Genomic DNA, 16,655 nt, shown 5'->3' on the forward strand with positions numbered 1-16,655 from the left:
TCAACCTCTCTTCACGCGGGGCGCAATCAAGCCGACATAGAGCAGCCAGCAGACGACGATGGTGAGGTAAAGGACGATGACGGAGATCGCCGAACCGTAGCCGTAATTCGTCTTGGGAAAGACTTCCCTGAAGATATGGACGCCGATGTAGCGCGTCGATGAACCCGGACCGCCGCCGGTCAGCATCAGCACTTCATCGACGGTGCGCAGCGCATCCATCAGCCGGATGAACACCGTGGCGAGCAGGGCCGGGCGGATCAAAGGGAGTGTTATGTGCCAGAAGATCTGGCTCTTGCCGGCGCCGTCGATCTGCGCCTGCTCGAAGGGGTCTGACGGAAGCGAGACGAGGGCGGCGATCAGCGAGAGGGTGACGAGCGGCGTCCAGTGCCAGATATCCATGATGACCGTCACGGTGAAGGCCGCGACGGCACTCTGGCCGATATTCAGATCGTAGCCGAACCAGCTTCGGAGGAGATAGGGAATGATGCCGATCGACGGCGTGGTCATCAGCTTCCAGACAGAGCCGACGATGATCGGCGCCATGATCAGCGGCAGGGTATGGATCGTGCGAAACACCGCTTTTCCGGGAAAGTCCTTGAGCAGCGCCTGGGCGAGGATGTAGCCGAGGACCAGCTCCGACACGACCGCGAAGAAGACGAATGCCAGGGTTATGCCGAGCGATGCCAGGAACTGCTGGTCGAAGACCAGTCGCCGATAGTTCTCAGCCCAGTTGAAGATCATGCCCGGATTGGCCGCGAACGGGTTCCATGAATGGAAAGAGACCCAGAGGACGTAGACGAAAGGAAAGATCCCGAACAGTCCGAGGATCACTATGGTCGGTGACAGCAACAGCCACCCGAGCTTCTGCGAATGCATCGCCTATCCCCCATTGAACGTTATGTGGACGTCCGCTCCACCTGGAGCGCAAAGATGACGGGTCGCAGGAAACGACCCGTCAGTTGGGGAGGATGTTTTATTTGCGATAGCCGAGCGAGGTGAGCTCCTCTTCGGCCTTGGCTGCCATCTGGTCGAGGCCTTCATCGGGGCCGATCTTGCCGGTCAGGATGTCGTAGAAGATCGGAGCGGTCGCTTCACGTACCTGCGCATGGAAGGGGTAGGGAGGAGCGCCGGCGAAGAGCTTGCCCTCGTCCTTCAGCATTGTGTAGAAGCCACCGAGCTTGGCGTCCATCTCCTTCACCTTCGGATCGTCGAACGTCGCCGTGTTGGTGATGCGCGGTGCGGCGATGGCCCAATCGGGCTGAACTTCGTTCTGACCGATGAATTCGAGGAAGAGCAGCGACGCTTCCTTGTTCTTGGACGTGACCGGCACGCCGAAGGCGCCGCCATCATAGTAGCCGATATAGCCCTTTCCGGCTTTCGCATCATCCAATACGCCCGGCTCGAGCGGCGGCAGAGCGAAGCCGACCTGGCCGACCACCTTCGACTGCGCCGGATCGCTGGCGATCCACGCGGCATTCTCACCATAGATCAGCCCCTGGGCGACACGGCCCGCGGCAAACGTCGTTGCGGTTTCCGTCCAGGTTGACTGAGTCGATTCCGGAGGAGCGATGTCGCGCAGGTGCAGCCAATATTTCAGCGCGGCCTTCGCCTTGTCACCGTTCATCGAGCCGCCGTGTTCGACCGTCGCCGCATAATTGTTCTTGGCGTCGATGCCCCAATTGTAGACGCCGAAGGTCGGCACGATGGACTCGAAGAATTCATACCACGAGGCCGGATGGCCGGTATGGGCCTGAGCGGTCGTGCCCCAGAGCTCCAGACCGTTGTCCTTGCCGTATTTCGTGAAGAATTCGGCAATCTGGGTGTACTCCTCGTGGGTCGTCGCCGGCTTCAGGTCCTTGCCGGTTTCCTTCTTGAAGGCTTCCTTGATCTTCGCATCGTCGAAGAGGTCCTTGCGATAGAGATAGGTCTTCAGGAAGGCTTCCATCGGAACGCCGAAGAGATCGCCGCTCGTGTCCTTGAAGTAGTCGGCAAAGCTGGTGAAGTTCGCATCGTCGTAGGTCGGCGCTTTCAGATCCGGCTGGTCTTTCAGCGTCTTCGTGATGTCGACGAGGAAATTCCTGGCGAGATAGGAGTAGATGATGTCCTGCTCGATGTAGACCATGTCATAGATGCCGGTCTTGGCTTCCATGTCCTTGATGGCCTTGTCGTACATCTGATCCCAGGACGTCGTCTCGATGTCGACCTTGATGCCGGTCTTCTTTTCGAATTCCGGAGCAAGCACGTTCTTGATGTAGTTCGACGGCGGGGTGCTTTCGGTGACGCCGTGCAGGGTCACGCCCTTGAATTTAGCCCCGGCGTCGGACCAGAAGTCGGCCCAGGCCGGTGAAGCGGTGGCGGCGAGGCCGAGCGTCAGCGCAAGCGCGCTAGCCTTCAAAGCATAGTTCATTTCCAATCCTCCCAGAGTGCAGCGAGATCATTTCGCCGGTGCTTTGTGTAGGCCAAAAAAACCGGCGGCGCAACATTTGTTGTCTAAACATGCAAATCATGAGCCTATCCCATTGATTTCTGCAGAAACTAATTTCTGCTGGGAAGTAGGGTAAGCGCGAAAACGGCATAATATATTGCATTGCAAAGAAATTTTGCGAAGCAGCAAAAAGCTAGCCGCTGAAATTATTTGTTGCCTCACCAAACTAAATGGCATAGCACTGTCCGCGATCAAGAGCATCTCGCGGAGGAAAAGGCTATGCGTCGATTGGGTATCCATTCATTTGTATGGACAGGTGGCCAAACGCAGGAGGGGCTGGAGATGGCCCTCAACAAGACGGCCGAACACGGATATCGCACCATCGAATTTGCCTATCTGCGCCCCGAGAAATTCAACCTCGATCGACTGGCGAAGCTTGCCCAATCCCTTGACGTCGAGATTGGCGTGACGATGGGTCTGCCGCTCGACAAGGACGTATCGAGCGAGGACATGTCTGCTGTCTCCGCCGGCAAGCAGACGCTGGCCGACGCCGTTCGGGCGGTCCGCGATATCGGCGGCAACAAGCTCGGCGGGATTCTCTATTCCGCCCACACCAAATACAATCGCCAGCCGACGAGGAAGGGCTGGGACAACAGCGTCGCCGCGATCGCCGCGACCGGCGAGGTCGCCAGGCAGGCAAACGTCGACCTCGTCCTGGAGGTCGTCAACCGGTTCGAGACGAACCTGCTGAATACCACGGCGCAGGGGTTGAAGTTCATCGCCGAGACGGGATCGGAGCATGTCCGTCTCCATCTCGACACGTTCCATATGAACATCGAGGAAGCCAATCCGGCCGCGGCGATCCGTCTCGCCGGCGACAAGATCGGTTATTTCCACATCGGCGAGAGCAATCGCGGCTACCTCGGCGACGGCGTCATCAACTTCGATCTGATCTTCGACGCGCTGCTCGACATCGACTACAACAGTGACATCGTATTCGAAAGTTTCTCGACGACGGTCGTCGACGAGGGCCTGTCGCTCGCCTGCGCGATCTGGCGCGACACCTGGGAGGATAATGATCCGCTTGCAGCACACGCGAAGCGCTACATCGAGCTGAAATATGACGAGGCCAAGCGCCGCCGCGCCACAAACGCGCGGCCCTAATTATCCTTCTGACAGCCTGTTCCAGTCGTGTAAGGGTTGGGCGACTTGAAGGGAATTGAAATATGAACGACACCGTCTCCATCGGAAGTTCGCCGCGCAGGATCCGACAGAACAATATCGTCGCCGCCTTGCAGACGATCTACGCTCACCGAAGCCTCAGCAGGGCGGATCTCGCCCGCAAGCTCGGGATGAACCGTTCATCCTCGGGAGAGATCGTCGCCGAACTGACGGAAGGCGGGTTCGTTCAGGAATCGGACGAGAGCGGCAAGCAGCGCTCGGAGCCCTCCCGTGCCGGGCGGCCGGGCATCATGCTCGAACTGGTTCCCGATGCCGCGTTCTTCGTCGGAATCGAGATCGGCGTCGAGCATATATCGGCAGCCGTCATCGATCTCTCCGCAGAAGTCCGGGCATGTCGAAAAATGGCGTTCGATACACCGTCTTCGACGGTGGAAGAGGCGGTGGCGCAGGGTGTCGAGCTCATTGTCGGCGTGATGGCGAAGAGGATGATCGGCAAGTGCAAGGGTCTCGGCATATCGACGCCGGCCCATATCCGGCCGGATGGATTTGTCACCCTGGCACCGATCATCGGCTGGCGGGACGTGCCGTTGAAGGAGATTGGCCGATCCGCTTTCCTGGCCGTTGTCCCGGCCGCCGTCCCGATCACGGTCGAAAACGACGCCAACGCCTTCGCGATCGGTGACAGCTATCGCCACGGCGCCGCGGGAGTGACCCTGTTCCTGCTCATGGAAACCGGCGTCGGCGGCGGCATCATGATCGATGGCAAACTGTTTCGTGGCGGCCACGGTCTGGCGGGAGAAATCGGCCACACCCTCGTGCCGGGAAGCGGTGGTCAGAAGTTTGAACAGCTGATCGGTCGCGAGGTGCTCATCAGGCAGTATCGCGAGGCTGTCGGCCGCGAGAACGCCGATCTGCAGGATTTCCTCGGCGACGTTCGTGACCGTGTCCCGGCTGCCGTCAACATCGCCGAAACCTGGTCGCGCCATCTCGCCTACGCATTGCTGCAAGCCTGTCGCCTGCTCGACCCGGACAGGATCGTGCTGGGCGGCTCCGTGGCATCCCTCTATCCGATGGTCGCTGCCCGCGTGGCGGTCCACATGTCGGAGAGCCAGAACATCCCTTTCCCCACGCCTGAGATCGTCGTCGACAGTGATGCGGAGTTCGGTTCCGCCTTCGGGGCGGCATGCATGTTGCACCAGCGCTTTCTGTCACTGGAGAGCGAGGAGTTCGGCAGCGAGGATGGTGGGCCGGTCCAATCGGCGACGAGTTGACGACAAGAACTATCGAAAGCAGGGTTGCAAATGGCTTCAATACTGTCTCCGGACGCGCTTGGTCCCACGGTTTGCGTAGGCGAGATCCTCGTGGAGATCGTCGCCACGACGGTTGGAGACGGATTTCTCGAAGCCCAGCCGCTGGTCGGTCCGTTTGCGAGCGGCGCGCCGGCGATCTTCATCTCGCAATGCGGCCGGCTCGGCGGCAAGTCGGCCATGGTCGGCGCTGTCGGCGATGACGATTTCGGCCGGGTCAATACCGATCGCCTCAAACGCGACGGCGTCGACGTTTCGGCGATCTCGATCGATCCGGACTATCCGACGGGAAGCGCGTTTGTCCGCTACCGCAAGGATGGCTCCAGAGATTTCGTCTACAACATCGCCACATCGGCAGCCGCGCGCTTCGGCTGGTCTCAAACGGTCGGCGATCTCATCGATCGGAGCGGGCATCTTCACGTGATGGGCTCGGCTCTGTCGGTCCCCAGCGCGCGCGAGGTGATCGACAAGGCGGTCGATATCGTCAAGGCGCGCGGGGGAACGCTCTCGGTGGATCCGAACATTCGCAAGGAGTTGAAGCTGGACGAGGACACCGAGCGCCGGTTTTCCAAGCTTGTTGCCATGGCTGATCTGCTTCTGCCGTCCGGAGAGGAGCTTGAACGTGCCGCAGGTGTCGAAGGCGAGGCGGAAGCAATCCGCCGCTTATTCGAGATGGGCGTCAAGGAAATCGTGCTGAAGCGCGGCGCCGACGGCGCGACCTATTTCGGCAGGCAAGGAGACCGCATCGAGGCTCCGGCATTCGTCGTTCGTGAGGTCGATCCGACCGGCGCCGGCGACTGCTTCGGCGGAGCCTATCTCACCTCCCGGCGGCTCGGAATGTCTCAGAAGCAAGCGCTGACCTATGCCTCCGCCGCCGGCGCCCGCAATGTGACGGTGCTGGGTCCGATGGAAGGCGCCGGCACTCGGCAGGAACTCGATGCATTTATTGCTTCAACGGAAAGGCGGCCGTGATGCAGGTGCACCTCGACGAACTGGCCAGACTGAGGATCGAAGGCCGCCCGAAAGGCGTGACCTCCGTATGCTCCGCCCATCCGATCGTGCTTCGGGCAGCACTCCGGCACGGGCGGCAACAGGAAAGCACCATCCTGATCGAAGCGACCTGTAACCAGGTCAATCACCTCGGCGGATACACCGGAATGACGCCAAGCGACTTCGCGTCTCTCGTCATGAAGACCGCGGCCGAAGAGGCGTGCCCCGAAGAACTGATCGTTCTCGGCGGCGATCACCTCGGCCCCAATCCCTGGCGCGACCTCCCGGCGGAAGAGGCCATGGCCGAAGCGGAGAAGATGGTTGCCGCCTATGTCGAGGCCGGTTTCCGCAAGATCCACCTCGACGCCTCGATGGGCTGCAAGGGCGAGCCGGTGGCGCTCGACGACAAAACCACCGCCCGTCGCGCCGCCCGGCTGGCTGTTGTCGCCGAGGTCTCGGCGAAGAAGGCCGGCGGCGCGATGCCGGTTTACGTCATCGGCACCGAAGTGCCGCCGCCGGGTGGAGCCGACCATGCCCTCACGACGATCGAGCCGACGGCCGCAGCGGCGGCGCTGAAGACGATCGATGTCCACCGCCGGGTCTTTGCCGAGGAGGGCCTAACGGAGGCGTTCGGACGCGCTATCGGGCTGGTCGTTCAGCCGGGTGTCGAGTTCGGCAATCACAATGTCATCCTTTATAACCGCAGCAAGATCGAGGCGCTGCAATCGGTGCTCACCGAGGAGCCGCAATTCGTGTTCGAGGCTCACTCGACGGATTATCAGGGCACCCGGCCGTTGGCCGCGCTGGTGGAGGACGGGTTTCCCATTCTGAAAGTCGGTCCGGAGCTGACCTTCGTCCTGCGCGAGGCGCTCTATGCGCTGGATGCGATCGCGTCCGATCTGTTGCCCGACTACGGCGAGCGCCCGCTTCATGCGGCGATGGAAACGCTGATGCTCGATCAGCCCGGCAATTGGAGCCGCCACTACCACGGAACCGATGGCGAGAAGCGGTGGCTGCGGCACTATTCGCTCTCCGACCGTATCCGCTACTACTGGGCGTCGGCTGAAGCGCAAGATGCCGTCCGGCGCCTGTGCGGGGCCCTTCGAGGTCAATCCGTACCGCTGCCATTGCTTTGGCAGCATATGCCGGCCGCGCAGCACTTCGCGGATGCGCCGCTCGATCCGGAACAGGTTTTGGTCTGGAGAGTGACAAGGAGTCTTTCGGACTATCACGCCGCCTGCGGCGTCGGAAAGAATGAGCAATCAGCATCAAGATAGGAGGAGAAATCGATGACGGAACTGAATGGGAAGATCGCAGCGGTCACGGGTGCAGCATCCGGTATTGGCCTTGCTTCGACGGAGGCGATGCTCGCCGCAGGCGCGACGGTCGTGCTGGTGGACCGCGATCAGAGGGCGCTTGAGACGGTTTGCGAACGGCTTGGCGAGCGCGCCATTCCGCTGGTGATCAACTTGCTGGATCCGGACCAGTGCGCGGGACTGCTCGAGGGCGTCCTGTCGAAGACGGGCAAACTCGACATTCTGCATGCCAATGCGGGCACTTATATCGGCGGCGACCTGATGGAAACCGACCTCGATACCATCGATCGGATGCTCAATCTCAACGTGAACGTCGTCATCAAGAACGTTCGAAATGTCATTCCTCACATGATCGAACGCGGCACTGGCGACATTGTCGTCACCAGCTCGGTCGCCGGACATTCGGCGATTCCGTGGGAACCGGTCTATTCGTCATCGAAGTGGGCGATGACGTGCTTCGTCCAGACGATGCGACGCCAGCTTCTGAAAAATGGCATTCGCGTGGGGTCGGTTTCACCAGGGCCGGTGATCAGCGCTCTGCTGGCGGATTGGCCGGAAGAAAACCTTCGTAAGGCCAAGGAGGCCGGCGCTTTGATCGAGCCCAAGGAAGTCGCCGACGCGATCATCTTCATGCTGACCCGGCCGCGCAACGTCACCATCCGCGATATCGTGGTGCTTCCAAGCGCATTCGACATCTGAAGGAGCCGAACATGAGCTACCAGGAGAAATTTCGCCTTGTCGGCGAACGCGCGGTGGTCACCGGCGGAGGGCGCGCGATCGGCCTTTGCTGCACCGAGGCGCTGGCGGAGGCGGGTGCTGCCGTCGTCGTCATCGAACGCAGCGAGGCCGACGCTGCGCAAGCGCTTGCGTTGCGCGACAAAGGCTACGACATCGAAGTCCGGGTCGGCGACGTCACCGACGCGGCCCGCATGGAAGCGATCGCGACCGAGCTTGCCGATGCAGGCCGGCCGGCGACGATCCTCGTCAACAATGCCGGCATCGGCCAGAGCGGCATCCCGGCGGAGGATCTCACCGACGCCGACTGGTTGCGCATGATGGACGTCAATCTCAACGGCGTCTTCTGGTGCTCGCGCGCCTTCGGTCGTCCCATGATTTCGCTGAAACGCGGCGCCATCGTGAACCTCGGCTCGATGTCGGGGACGATCTGCAACCGGCCTCAGCCTCAGACGGCCTATAACGTCTCCAAGGCGGCGGTCCATCACCTCACGCGCTCGTTGGCGGCCGAGTGGGCGCATCACGGCATCAGGGTCAATGCCGTCGCGCCCACCTATATCGAGACACCGATGGTGGTCGCCGTCGAAGCCAATCGCGAGCGGATTCCGCTCTGGCTCGCCGACACGCCGATGGGGAGGATGGGAACGCCGGAGGAGGTTGCAAGTGCTGTCCTCTTCCTCGCATCGGGCGCCGCCAGCCTGATGACCGGGGCGATCGTCAATGTCGATGCAGGTTTCACCTGCTGGTAATACTTGCGGGACAGGCGCGAGGGGCGCCTCGTCCGCACTGGAAGGTCGGCAGCCGACAAATCAACCAATGTGGAAACGTTACCACGTTTTCTTGACTCGCAATTCCGCTCCATTTATTCGAATGTGGAAACGTTGCCATATCTGGGAGGAGCTTCATGAAGTTCGCACGGTTGAACCGACTTTTCGGCGTGTCTGGAAATTGTTTTGACGTTGCCATCGATCACGGCATGTTCAATGAACGGACGTTCCTCGCCGGCATCGAGAACATGAAGACGGCCATCGAGGTGATCGCGCAAGCCGCACCCGACGCCATCCAGCTTCCGCCGGGAACAGCACCCATTCTGCAGGCGATCCCCGGCAAACATCGTCCGGCACTGGTGCTGCGCACCGATATCGCCAACATCTATGGCAATCCGCTGCCGTCGCAGCTGTTTTCCGAAATGATCGACAGGGCGGTGGAGCAGGGCGTTGCCTTGGACGCGGCCTGTGTCGTCGTCAATCTTTTGATGCTGCCGGACCAGCCGGAGGTCTACCGCGCCTGCGTGCGCAATGTGAACAGCCTGAAGCGCGAATGCGAGATCTACGGCATGCCGCTGATGGTCGAGCCGCTGGTCATGCAGGACAATTCCAAGGGCGCCTATATGGTCGATGGTGCGATCGACAAGATCCTGCCGCTCGTGCGCCAGGCGGCCGAACTCGGCGCCGATATCATCAAGGCCGACCCCTGCGACAATGTCGAGGAATATCACCGGGTGGTCGAGATCGCCCAGGGCCTGCCGGTGCTGGTGCGCGGCGGCGGCCGGGTTTCGGATCGGGAAATCCTGGTCCGTACCAAGCAGTTGATGGAGCAGGGCGCCCGTGGCATCGTCTATGGCCGCAACGTCATTCAACACAACAATCCCGGCGGCATGACGCGGGCCTTGATGGCGATCGTCCATGACAAGGCTTCGGTCGAGCAAGCCTCGCTGCATATCGGCTGACGCGCGTCTGGGAGGAGATGTCATGACGAAAACATTCCGCTTCGGCGTCATCGGCTGCGGTCTGATGGGACGCGAATTCGCCAGTGCCGCGGCGCGCTGGCTACACCTGGCCGATGTGAAGGCGCGACCGGAAATCGTCGCCGTCTGCGACACCAACACGACGCTGCTCGACTGGTTCAGGGATCATGTGCCGAGCGTTCGGCAAGTAACCGCCGACTATAAAGAGCTCCTGGCCAATCCCGAGGTTGATGCGGTCTATTGCGCCGTCCCGCATGTGCTGCACCAGCAATTCTATATCGACGTTCTGAAGGCCGGAAAACATCTTCTCGGTGAAAAGCCCTTCGGCATGGACGCCGCTCAGAACCGGGAGATCATGGCGGTTCTAGCCGAGCATCCCGACCTCCTGGTCCGCTGCTCGTCGGAAATGCCGTTCTTCCCCGGTGCACAGAAGGTCATCGCGCTCGCAAAAAGCGGCGAGATGGGAGATATCCTCGAAGTCGAGGCGGGGTTCCTGCATTCTTCGGATATCGACCGGCAGAAGCCGATCAACTGGAAGCGGATGGCCGAGATCAACGGCGATTATGGCTGCATGGGTGATCTCGGCATGCATGTGCTGCACGTGCCGCTGCGTCTCGGCTGGCGCCCGACCACACTGCATGCGCAATTGGTGAAAAAGGTCACCGAACGTCCCGACGGCAAGGGCGGTATGCTGCCCTGCACCACCTGGGACAATGCCACGATCAGCAGCCGCGTGCGCACTGCAGATCAGGATTTTCCGATGGTGCTGAAAACCTGGCGCATCGCGCCCGGCGAATCCAACAGCTGGTACATCCGCGTTCTCGGCATGAAGAAGAGCGCATTCTTCAGCACGAAGTCGCCGCGCCAGTGGCAATGGATGGATTATAATGGCGGTGCGCAGGCCTGGAGCACCGAGGATCTCGGCTATGGCTCGCTGTTTCCAGCCATTACAGGCAAGATCTTCGAATTCGGTTTTGCCGACGCCATACAGCAGATGTGGGCGGCCTTTGTCGACGAGCTCGCCGGCGGCGATGCCAACGGTTTCAGTTGCGCGACGCCGGCGGAGGCGCAGGCGCATCATGCGGTCCTGACGGCTGCCCTCAAAGCCGGCCGCGAAGACGTCGTGGTGCCGGTCGAATATGACGGGGCGTCAGCCTGATGCAGCGCTCCGAGATCAACGCCGCGTTGCGGCGGGCAACCGAAACCCTCGAGCGCTGGCACTGGTCCCTGCCGGCATGGGGCTATTGGACGGCGGCGGATTTTGCCGCTCACCCGGAGGCATCGGCCTATTTGCGCGCCCATCAGCTGGGTTGGGACGTCACCGATTTCGGCTCGAACCGGTTTGCCGAATGCGGCCTCGTGCTGTTCTGCCTGCGCAATGGCATTGTTGATGTCGAGGGGGAGCGGACCTATGCCGAAAAGCTGCTCTTCGTTGGGGAAGACCAGGTCACGCCGACGCACCGGCATGCGGCGAAGATGGAAGACATCATCAATCGCGCCGGCGGCGATCTCGTCATCGAATTCGCCGCAACCGATACCGATGGCAATGTGCTGAAGGAGGATGTGACGGTTCCGGTCGACGGGCTGCCGCACCGGCTCGCCGCATGGGAGCCGCTGGTTCTCCAGCCCGGCCAGAGCGTGACGATCCGCACCGGGCTTTACCACCGCTTCTACGGCAGGAAAGGCGGCGGACCCATCCTTGCCGGCGAGGTCAGCCAGGTCAACGACGACAACAGCGATAATGTCTTCCTGGAGCCGATCGGGCGCTTTGCCGCGATTGAGGAGGACGAACCGCCGCTCAGACCCTTGTGGAACGAGGGAGCCAGCTGATGCGAAGCCGGGAGGAGGTTCAACATCGCGACAGTCGGAAGCAGGGCGGCATCGTCTGCGCGGGAAACTTCATCGTCGATCGCGTCCACACCCTGTCCTATTGGCCCGAACAGGGCAATCTTGCGCATATCCTGCACCAGGATCTGGGTGTGGGGGGCGGGGCGGCTAATGTCGTCACCGATCTGGCCTCGCTCGGATTTCCCGGACAGCTGGCAGCGGCCGGATGCATCGGCGCTGATCAGGACGGGGAGATCGTCAAGGCCCGCCTTACGGCCGCCGGCGTCGATGTCGGTGGGTTGACGGCGCTGGCCGACCGCGTCACGGCGCATACGCATGTCATGAATGTGCCCGGTCAAAACCGCACCTTCTTCTATCATGGCGGCGCCAACGATGCGGTCACCGACAAACATGTCTCACCCGCGACCTTCGCTGAGGCCGGCTATCGGCTGTTCTATCTCGGTTATCTCCTGCTGTTGCCGGGTCTCGACCGCATCGGCCCCGATGGCCGTTCGGGAGCATCGCGCCTGCTGGAGGCCGCGCGCCGCGCCGGGCTGACGACCTGCGTGGACTTCGTATCGAGCGAGGACCCGGAATTTGCAGCCAAGGTCGGCGTCGCTCTGCCCTTCTGCGATTACCTGATCATCAACGAGATGGAGGCGGGCCGGGCAACCGGCGTTGTCGTTCGCGATGCAAAGGGAGACTTGGTCGAGGCGGGGCTTTTGACAGCGGGCGAGCGCCTGCTTGCCGCCGGCGTCGCGAAGGGTGCGATCATCCATGCGCCGGAAATCTGCTTCTGGTTTGCGCCGGGCGCTTCCCCGGTCATGACGCGGTCACGACCCGTTGATCCCCATGATATCGTCAGCACGGTCGGCGCGGGAGACGCCTTCTGTGCCGCCGTGCTCTACGGCCTGCATGAGAACTGGCCTGTCGAGCATATCTGCGCCGTCGCCCATGCTGCGGCTGCGCGTTGCCTCGCGGGTGCGACGGCCACCGATGGCATCCCCGACATGTCTGTCCTCCTTCGCGAGGCGAAGGAGACGCACCCGCAATCCGCTTAGCCCATCGGCGTCGGCTCACGAGAGCGCGGCGCCGATCACCATCCAGTCAGAATGGAGGAGCAGAGATGAAGCTATTCGATATGGCAGCCGTGCACGGCACCTTTGCCGATTTGGCCGCGACCAGGGAGGCAGGGCGATGAGCTATACGGAAACGGGACGGCTCTCCGGCAAGGTGGCATTGGTCACGGGAGGCGCGAGCGGCATCGGCAAAGCGGTCTGCGAACGTTTCGCCGCCGAAGGCGCCAGGGTTGTCGTGGCGGATCTCGACGGCGAACGCTGCGCACGGGTGGCGCAGGCGATCGGTCCTCATGCCTGGGGTATGGCGCTTGACGTGACCAGCCAGGACAGCATCGAAGAAGCCGTTCGCTTCACTATATCAACCGCCGGTCAGATCGACATCCTGGTCAATGCCGCCGGTATTTATGACGTCGAGTCGATTCTGGACATATCCCGGGAGCGGACCGCGAGGGTATTTCAAGTCAATATCGAAGGCCTGATCTTCATGACGCAGGCCGTCGCCCGGCACATGGTGGAGAGAGGGGGAGGTGGACGCATCATCAACTTCTCGTCCCAGGCTGGACGTCGTGGCGAAGGAGCTGCCGTGGCTTACTGCGCTTCCAAGGCGGCGGTCATCAGCATCACGCAAAGCTGCGCTCTGGAACTGATCCGCTACGGGATCAATGTCAATGCCATCGCTCCCGGCGTCGTCGATACGCCGATGTGGGATGTCGTCGATGCAAAACTCGGCAGCCGCGAAGGTTTGAAACCCGGCGACGTCAAGCGCCGCGTGGCTGCCGCCGTTCCCGCCGGACGATTTGGCGCCCCCCAGGAACAAGCGGCCATGGCAGCCTTCCTGGCCGGCCCCGATGCAGCATACATCGTGGCGCAGTGCTACAATATCGATGGCGGCAATGTCATGAGCTGACGCTTCGCTTCATCTGCAGCAATAGGCAATCGAACTTGGGGTTCTGGAGGAGTGGAATGAAGGCTGTACGCTTGGAGTCGATCGGGTCTTTGACCATGCGCAGTGTCGAAAAACCGGTCGCCGGGCCGGGCGAGCTGCTTGTCCGGGTCGCAGCCGCGGGCATCTGCGGTTCCGATCGCCACATGTACAAGGGCGAATATCCGACGGCGATCCCCGTCACGCTGGGCCACGAATTCTGCGGCATCGTCGAAGAGATCGGCGATGGTGTGACACGGTTTACCGGCGGCGAGTTGGTGACGGTCGACCCGAATATCGCCTGCGGCACCTGTCCGGCTTGCACGCGGGCGCGGCCGAACCTGTGCGAGCGCCTGACCGCCATCGGTGTGACACGGGATGGCGGCTTCGCCGAATATGTGGCAGTGCCGCACGCGCAGGCCTTCGTGCTGCCGACCGACCTCGATCCCGTTCACGGCGCCTTCAGCGAACCGCTGGCCTGTTGTCTCCACGCCATCGACAAGGCAGGGATCCGTCCTGGCGACAGCGTCGCCATCCTTGGCGGCGGCGTGATTGGCCTGCTCATGGTGCAGCTGGCCCGCCTGGCGGGGGCGAGCGAGATCATTTTGATCACGCGGCAGCAATCAAGACGCCAAACGGCTCTGCGCCTGGGGGCGACGCACGCCTTCGACCCGGCCTCTTCTGACACGATCGCGTCCGTTCGAGAGGTCACCAAAGGCGGCGCCGACGTGGTCATCGAATGCGCCGGCGTCAGCGACACGCTTCAAAGCGGTCTGAAAATGGCGCGGCGCGGTGGCGCCTTCGTGCTTTTCGGGGTGACGCCGGCGGGTGTCGAGGTGCCGGTTCTGCCCTTCGATCTGCTGATAAACGAAGTCGATATCAGGCCGGCCTACCTCAATCCCTTCACCCATTCGCGCGCTGCGGCAATGGTGGCCAGCGGAGTGTTGGAGCTGGATGCATTGGTCACCAGAACCATCGGCCTAGAGCAGGTCGCCGAGGTGGTGGGCAACGCGCCATTGCCGGGCGAGATCAAGGTCATCGTCCGGCCTTAGAGTTGCCTCGAGACCCCCCTGCTCAGCTGCGGACGGGGCCGGTGGAATCACGCTCGATCAGCGTGACCGGCACCTTTACGATCGTACCCTGTCGGGATTCGTCCCCGGTCTGGTGCTCGTCGATCAGCGCTTCCAGCAGCCGTGCTGCCTGCTGCCCGACATCGCGGATCGGTTGGGAGACCGTTGTCAGCCGCGGAAAGACATAGGCCGCCTCCGGCAGGTCGTCGAAGCCGACAACCGAATAGTCGTTCGGAACAGAAAATCCGCGATCCTGGATGGCATGGATGGCGGCAATCGCCGAAACGTCGGTCGTGCCGATGATCGCGGTGATATCAGGACGAGACGCCAGCAATTCTCGCGCCAGCCGGTAGGTCTCGGCAAAGCTGTGCTCTTCCGCCATCGCCACGACGGCAGGCGTAATGCCGTCTTTCGCCATTTCCGCCGTGATGCCCTGAAGGCGAAGCTGGATGGGCTGGCTGTGCGCCGGCGCGCCGACGATGGCGATCGCCCGGTGGCCGATGCCGATCAGATGGCGCGCCATCAGCCGCCCGCCTTCCTCGTGATCGGCCATGACAGCATCGTCAGCGATGCCGTTCAGCTCGCGGTCAATGGCGATGATCGGAATGCGAGCGTCCCGCAGCACCCCGAAGTGCTCGATGCTGCCGAAGGCGCTGGCGACGATGACGCCGTCGACGCGCTGAGCGAGCAGCATGGAGATATAACGCGCCTCGTGCTCCATATTTTCCGCCGTGCTGCAGATCAGCGTCTGATAGCCGTGCTGAAACAATTCCTGTTCGATGGCATGGGCCAGGATGCCGAAGAAGGGCACCTCGATCGACGGCAGCATCAGTCCGATCATCCGGCTTGGCGCACCGCGCAACATGCGTGCGCCCTTGCTGGGCGTGTAGTTCAGTGCACGGATCGCCGCCTCGACGCGGTCTCGGAGCTCAGGCGAGGCATAACCGCTGTTGTTGAGCACGCGCGAAACTGAAGAGACCGACGTTCCTGCAAGTTTGGCGATATGTCTGATGCTGGTCGTCACGTGCTCGTTTTTCTTTTTCTAGCGGTCGAATGAACCGAACTGCTGAAGTTCACCTCCATTTGTCATCCACTAGATCACTAGCGGCACGCCGCATCAAGCGCGCTCCGCTCGCCATCCCATTGTCCTTCTCCGTTTCAAACGACACAAAGCAGGCATTGCGGGACGATGCCTCAGCGAAGATATGTCCACGCGCTGAATATTTTGGCGATCACTTTCCCATTCTCGCGTCGTAGCTGCCCATGGACAGTTTTTTGCTCGTCGGAAAAATCGATAAGGTCGAAGAAAACACTTTCATTTCGTTCGATATTTCCAAGGAAGAAAACGTCCCTGCGGACGACCGGTCCCTTGCAGGGAAACCAGTTTTCCAGGGCGCGGTCGGCGAGTGCCTGATACTCGGCAAAATAAAACAATCCTGCGCCGTTGAACTCCTGCGAAGCGCTGGGATCAAACTTAAAGGTTCGGAGCGCCCTGTGAGCGAGGACGGAAAACCCGAAATGCGTGCCTAACCGTCCATTCCGGATGTCCACAGCGTTCTGGGCCAGAGGACTGGGCTGGAAGCGCCGTCCCTGCCACTCAGGCAACGTCACACGCGCGATCGAGTGATTGTTGTCTTTGATCGTTCTGTGAACGAAGGTAGAGATGAGCTCCACCGCGCCGACGCTTCGTCCGTGCAGAGACAACTCGTGTCGGGTCGACGTTCGGGTTCGCGAGACTGTGGACAGCTTCGAGTGGATCGTCAAAATGTCGTTTGCCTGCACGATGGCGAAATGGGCATCCGTCAGGGACGTTGCACAGATCGCAGCATAGGCCTCTTCTCCGTCGGCCGTTCTGAAATCCGCATTGTCGAGCCCGAGGTGACAGGCGAGCATCAGCCAGTGACGATGGCCGAGTTCCTTCATCAGCCAGGTCTCCGACAGCCCGTTTCCATTCAAATGCGGCATGCCGAGAAGCACATGCGGGTCAAGGGCACGTTCCATCAAGTCGCGTGCCGAAGGTCCTGCGGGCGGAAAATCGAGAAGGGCTGCGCGCAT

Annotated in this window: 16 protein-coding genes; 12 read left to right on the top strand and 4 right to left on the bottom strand. The window is 61.6% G+C overall.

The features are described from left to right. Positions 1 to 876: a carbohydrate ABC transporter permease gene (locus tag NE851_RS13190; RefSeq protein WP_047613532.1), complete on the bottom strand. Its 876-nt coding sequence runs from the start codon at positions 874 to 876 to the stop codon at positions 1 to 3. 97 nt (positions 877 to 973) lie between these two features. Continuing rightward, positions 974 to 2,407, bottom strand: a complete 1,434-nt coding sequence (locus tag NE851_RS13195; RefSeq protein WP_028756850.1) for an extracellular solute-binding protein — start codon at positions 2,405 to 2,407, stop codon at positions 974 to 976. A gap of 297 nt (positions 2,408 to 2,704) precedes the next feature. Between NE851_RS13195 and NE851_RS13200 the strand changes: the two genes are divergently transcribed. The 12 genes from NE851_RS13200 (at position 2,705) to NE851_RS13255 (ending at position 14,582) form a co-directional block, all read left to right on the top strand. After that, positions 2,705 to 3,589 carry a sugar phosphate isomerase/epimerase family protein gene (locus NE851_RS13200; RefSeq protein WP_183908752.1) on the top strand — a complete coding sequence of 295 codons (885 nt, stop codon included), beginning with the start codon at positions 2,705 to 2,707 and terminating at the stop codon, positions 3,587 to 3,589. Positions 3,590 to 3,651: 62 nt separating this feature from the next. After that, positions 3,652 to 4,878, top strand: coding sequence for an ROK family transcriptional regulator (locus NE851_RS13205; RefSeq protein WP_183908753.1), 1,227 nt, complete (start codon positions 3,652 to 3,654; stop codon positions 4,876 to 4,878). A gap of 30 nt (positions 4,879 to 4,908) precedes the next feature. Further along, positions 4,909 to 5,886 (top strand): tagatose kinase, encoded by a 978-nt coding sequence (locus tag NE851_RS13210; RefSeq protein WP_183908755.1) that lies wholly within the window; start codon positions 4,909 to 4,911, stop codon positions 5,884 to 5,886. Further along, a complete protein-coding gene (locus tag NE851_RS13215; RefSeq protein ID WP_183908878.1) occupies positions 5,886 to 7,181 on the top strand; it encodes a D-tagatose-bisphosphate aldolase, class II, non-catalytic subunit in 1,296 nt (431 codons plus the stop codon). The genes NE851_RS13210 and NE851_RS13215 overlap by 1 nt, the downstream gene beginning before the upstream one ends. Before the next feature lie 12 nt (positions 7,182 to 7,193). After that, on the top strand, positions 7,194 to 7,919 hold the full coding sequence (locus NE851_RS13220) for an SDR family oxidoreductase (protein WP_097544512.1): 726 nt from the start codon (positions 7,194 to 7,196) through the stop codon (positions 7,917 to 7,919). A gap of 11 nt (positions 7,920 to 7,930) precedes the next feature. Continuing rightward, entirely contained in the window at positions 7,931 to 8,704 is a 774-nt protein-coding gene (locus NE851_RS13225) for an SDR family NAD(P)-dependent oxidoreductase (protein WP_047613545.1), read from the top strand. A 155-nt stretch (positions 8,705 to 8,859) separates the two neighbouring features. After that, on the top strand, positions 8,860 to 9,684 hold the full coding sequence (locus tag NE851_RS13230) for a class I fructose-bisphosphate aldolase (RefSeq protein ID WP_097596011.1): 825 nt from the start codon (positions 8,860 to 8,862) through the stop codon (positions 9,682 to 9,684). 22 nt (positions 9,685 to 9,706) lie between these two features. Next, positions 9,707 to 10,861 carry a Gfo/Idh/MocA family protein gene (locus NE851_RS13235; protein WP_183908757.1) on the top strand — a complete coding sequence of 385 codons (1,155 nt, stop codon included), beginning with the start codon at positions 9,707 to 9,709 and terminating at the stop codon, positions 10,859 to 10,861. Next, positions 10,861 to 11,532 (top strand): D-lyxose/D-mannose family sugar isomerase, encoded by a 672-nt coding sequence (locus tag NE851_RS13240; RefSeq protein WP_183908759.1) that lies wholly within the window; start codon positions 10,861 to 10,863, stop codon positions 11,530 to 11,532. The genes NE851_RS13235 and NE851_RS13240 overlap by 1 nt, the downstream gene beginning before the upstream one ends. After that, positions 11,532 to 12,590: a carbohydrate kinase family protein gene (locus NE851_RS13245; RefSeq protein WP_183908761.1), complete on the top strand. Its 1,059-nt coding sequence runs from the start codon at positions 11,532 to 11,534 to the stop codon at positions 12,588 to 12,590. Before NE851_RS13240 ends, NE851_RS13245 begins: the two co-directional genes overlap by 1 nt. A 136-nt stretch (positions 12,591 to 12,726) precedes the next feature. Continuing rightward, positions 12,727 to 13,515 (top strand): L-iditol 2-dehydrogenase, encoded by a 789-nt coding sequence (locus NE851_RS13250; protein WP_183908763.1) that lies wholly within the window; start codon positions 12,727 to 12,729, stop codon positions 13,513 to 13,515. 56 nt (positions 13,516 to 13,571) lie between these two features. Next, complete coding sequence (locus tag NE851_RS13255; RefSeq protein ID WP_063476326.1) at positions 13,572 to 14,582, top strand: zinc-dependent alcohol dehydrogenase family protein; 1,011 nt, start codon at positions 13,572 to 13,574, stop codon at positions 14,580 to 14,582. Between the two features lie 22 nt (positions 14,583 to 14,604). Here the strand turns inward: NE851_RS13255 and NE851_RS13260 are convergent, their stop codons facing one another. Both NE851_RS13260 and NE851_RS13265 read right to left on the bottom strand, forming a co-directional pair. Continuing rightward, positions 14,605 to 15,624: a LacI family DNA-binding transcriptional regulator gene (locus tag NE851_RS13260; protein ID WP_183908765.1), complete on the bottom strand. Its 1,020-nt coding sequence runs from the start codon at positions 15,622 to 15,624 to the stop codon at positions 14,605 to 14,607. Positions 15,625 to 15,794: 170 nt separating this feature from the next. Next, positions 15,795 to 16,655, bottom strand: a complete 861-nt coding sequence (locus NE851_RS13265) for a Pnap_2097 family protein (RefSeq protein WP_183908880.1) — start codon at positions 16,653 to 16,655, stop codon at positions 15,795 to 15,797.

The sequence above is a fragment of the Rhizobium anhuiense bv. trifolii genome (assembly GCF_024346605.1).
Lineage (GTDB): Bacteria > Pseudomonadota > Alphaproteobacteria > Rhizobiales > Rhizobiaceae > Rhizobium > Rhizobium anhuiense.

Coding starts and splice junctions, on each gene's coding strand:
- NE851_RS13240 (WP_183908759.1), top strand. CDS start 10,861: ATGCAGCGCTCCGAGATCAACGCCGCGTTGCGGCGGGCAACCGAAACC.
- NE851_RS13255 (WP_063476326.1), top strand. CDS start 13,572: ATGAAGGCTGTACGCTTGGAGTCGATCGGGTCTTTGACCATGCGCAGT.
- NE851_RS13220 (WP_097544512.1), top strand. CDS start 7,194: ATGACGGAACTGAATGGGAAGATCGCAGCGGTCACGGGTGCAGCATCC.
- NE851_RS13245 (WP_183908761.1), top strand. CDS start 11,532: ATGCGAAGCCGGGAGGAGGTTCAACATCGCGACAGTCGGAAGCAGGGC.
- NE851_RS13200 (WP_183908752.1), top strand. CDS start 2,705: ATGCGTCGATTGGGTATCCATTCATTTGTATGGACAGGTGGCCAAACG.
- NE851_RS13250 (WP_183908763.1), top strand. CDS start 12,727: ATGAGCTATACGGAAACGGGACGGCTCTCCGGCAAGGTGGCATTGGTC.
- NE851_RS13225 (WP_047613545.1), top strand. CDS start 7,931: ATGAGCTACCAGGAGAAATTTCGCCTTGTCGGCGAACGCGCGGTGGTC.
- NE851_RS13265 (WP_183908880.1), bottom strand. CDS start 16,655: ATGCGCGCAGCCCTTCTCGATTTTCCGCCCGCAGGACCTTCGGCACGC.
- NE851_RS13235 (WP_183908757.1), top strand. CDS start 9,707: ATGACGAAAACATTCCGCTTCGGCGTCATCGGCTGCGGTCTGATGGGA.
- NE851_RS13190 (WP_047613532.1), bottom strand. CDS start 876: ATGCATTCGCAGAAGCTCGGGTGGCTGTTGCTGTCACCGACCATAGTG.
- NE851_RS13215 (WP_183908878.1), top strand. CDS start 5,886: ATGCAGGTGCACCTCGACGAACTGGCCAGACTGAGGATCGAAGGCCGC.
- NE851_RS13195 (WP_028756850.1), bottom strand. CDS start 2,407: ATGAACTATGCTTTGAAGGCTAGCGCGCTTGCGCTGACGCTCGGCCTC.
- NE851_RS13210 (WP_183908755.1), top strand. CDS start 4,909: ATGGCTTCAATACTGTCTCCGGACGCGCTTGGTCCCACGGTTTGCGTA.
- NE851_RS13205 (WP_183908753.1), top strand. CDS start 3,652: ATGAACGACACCGTCTCCATCGGAAGTTCGCCGCGCAGGATCCGACAG.
- NE851_RS13230 (WP_097596011.1), top strand. CDS start 8,860: ATGAAGTTCGCACGGTTGAACCGACTTTTCGGCGTGTCTGGAAATTGT.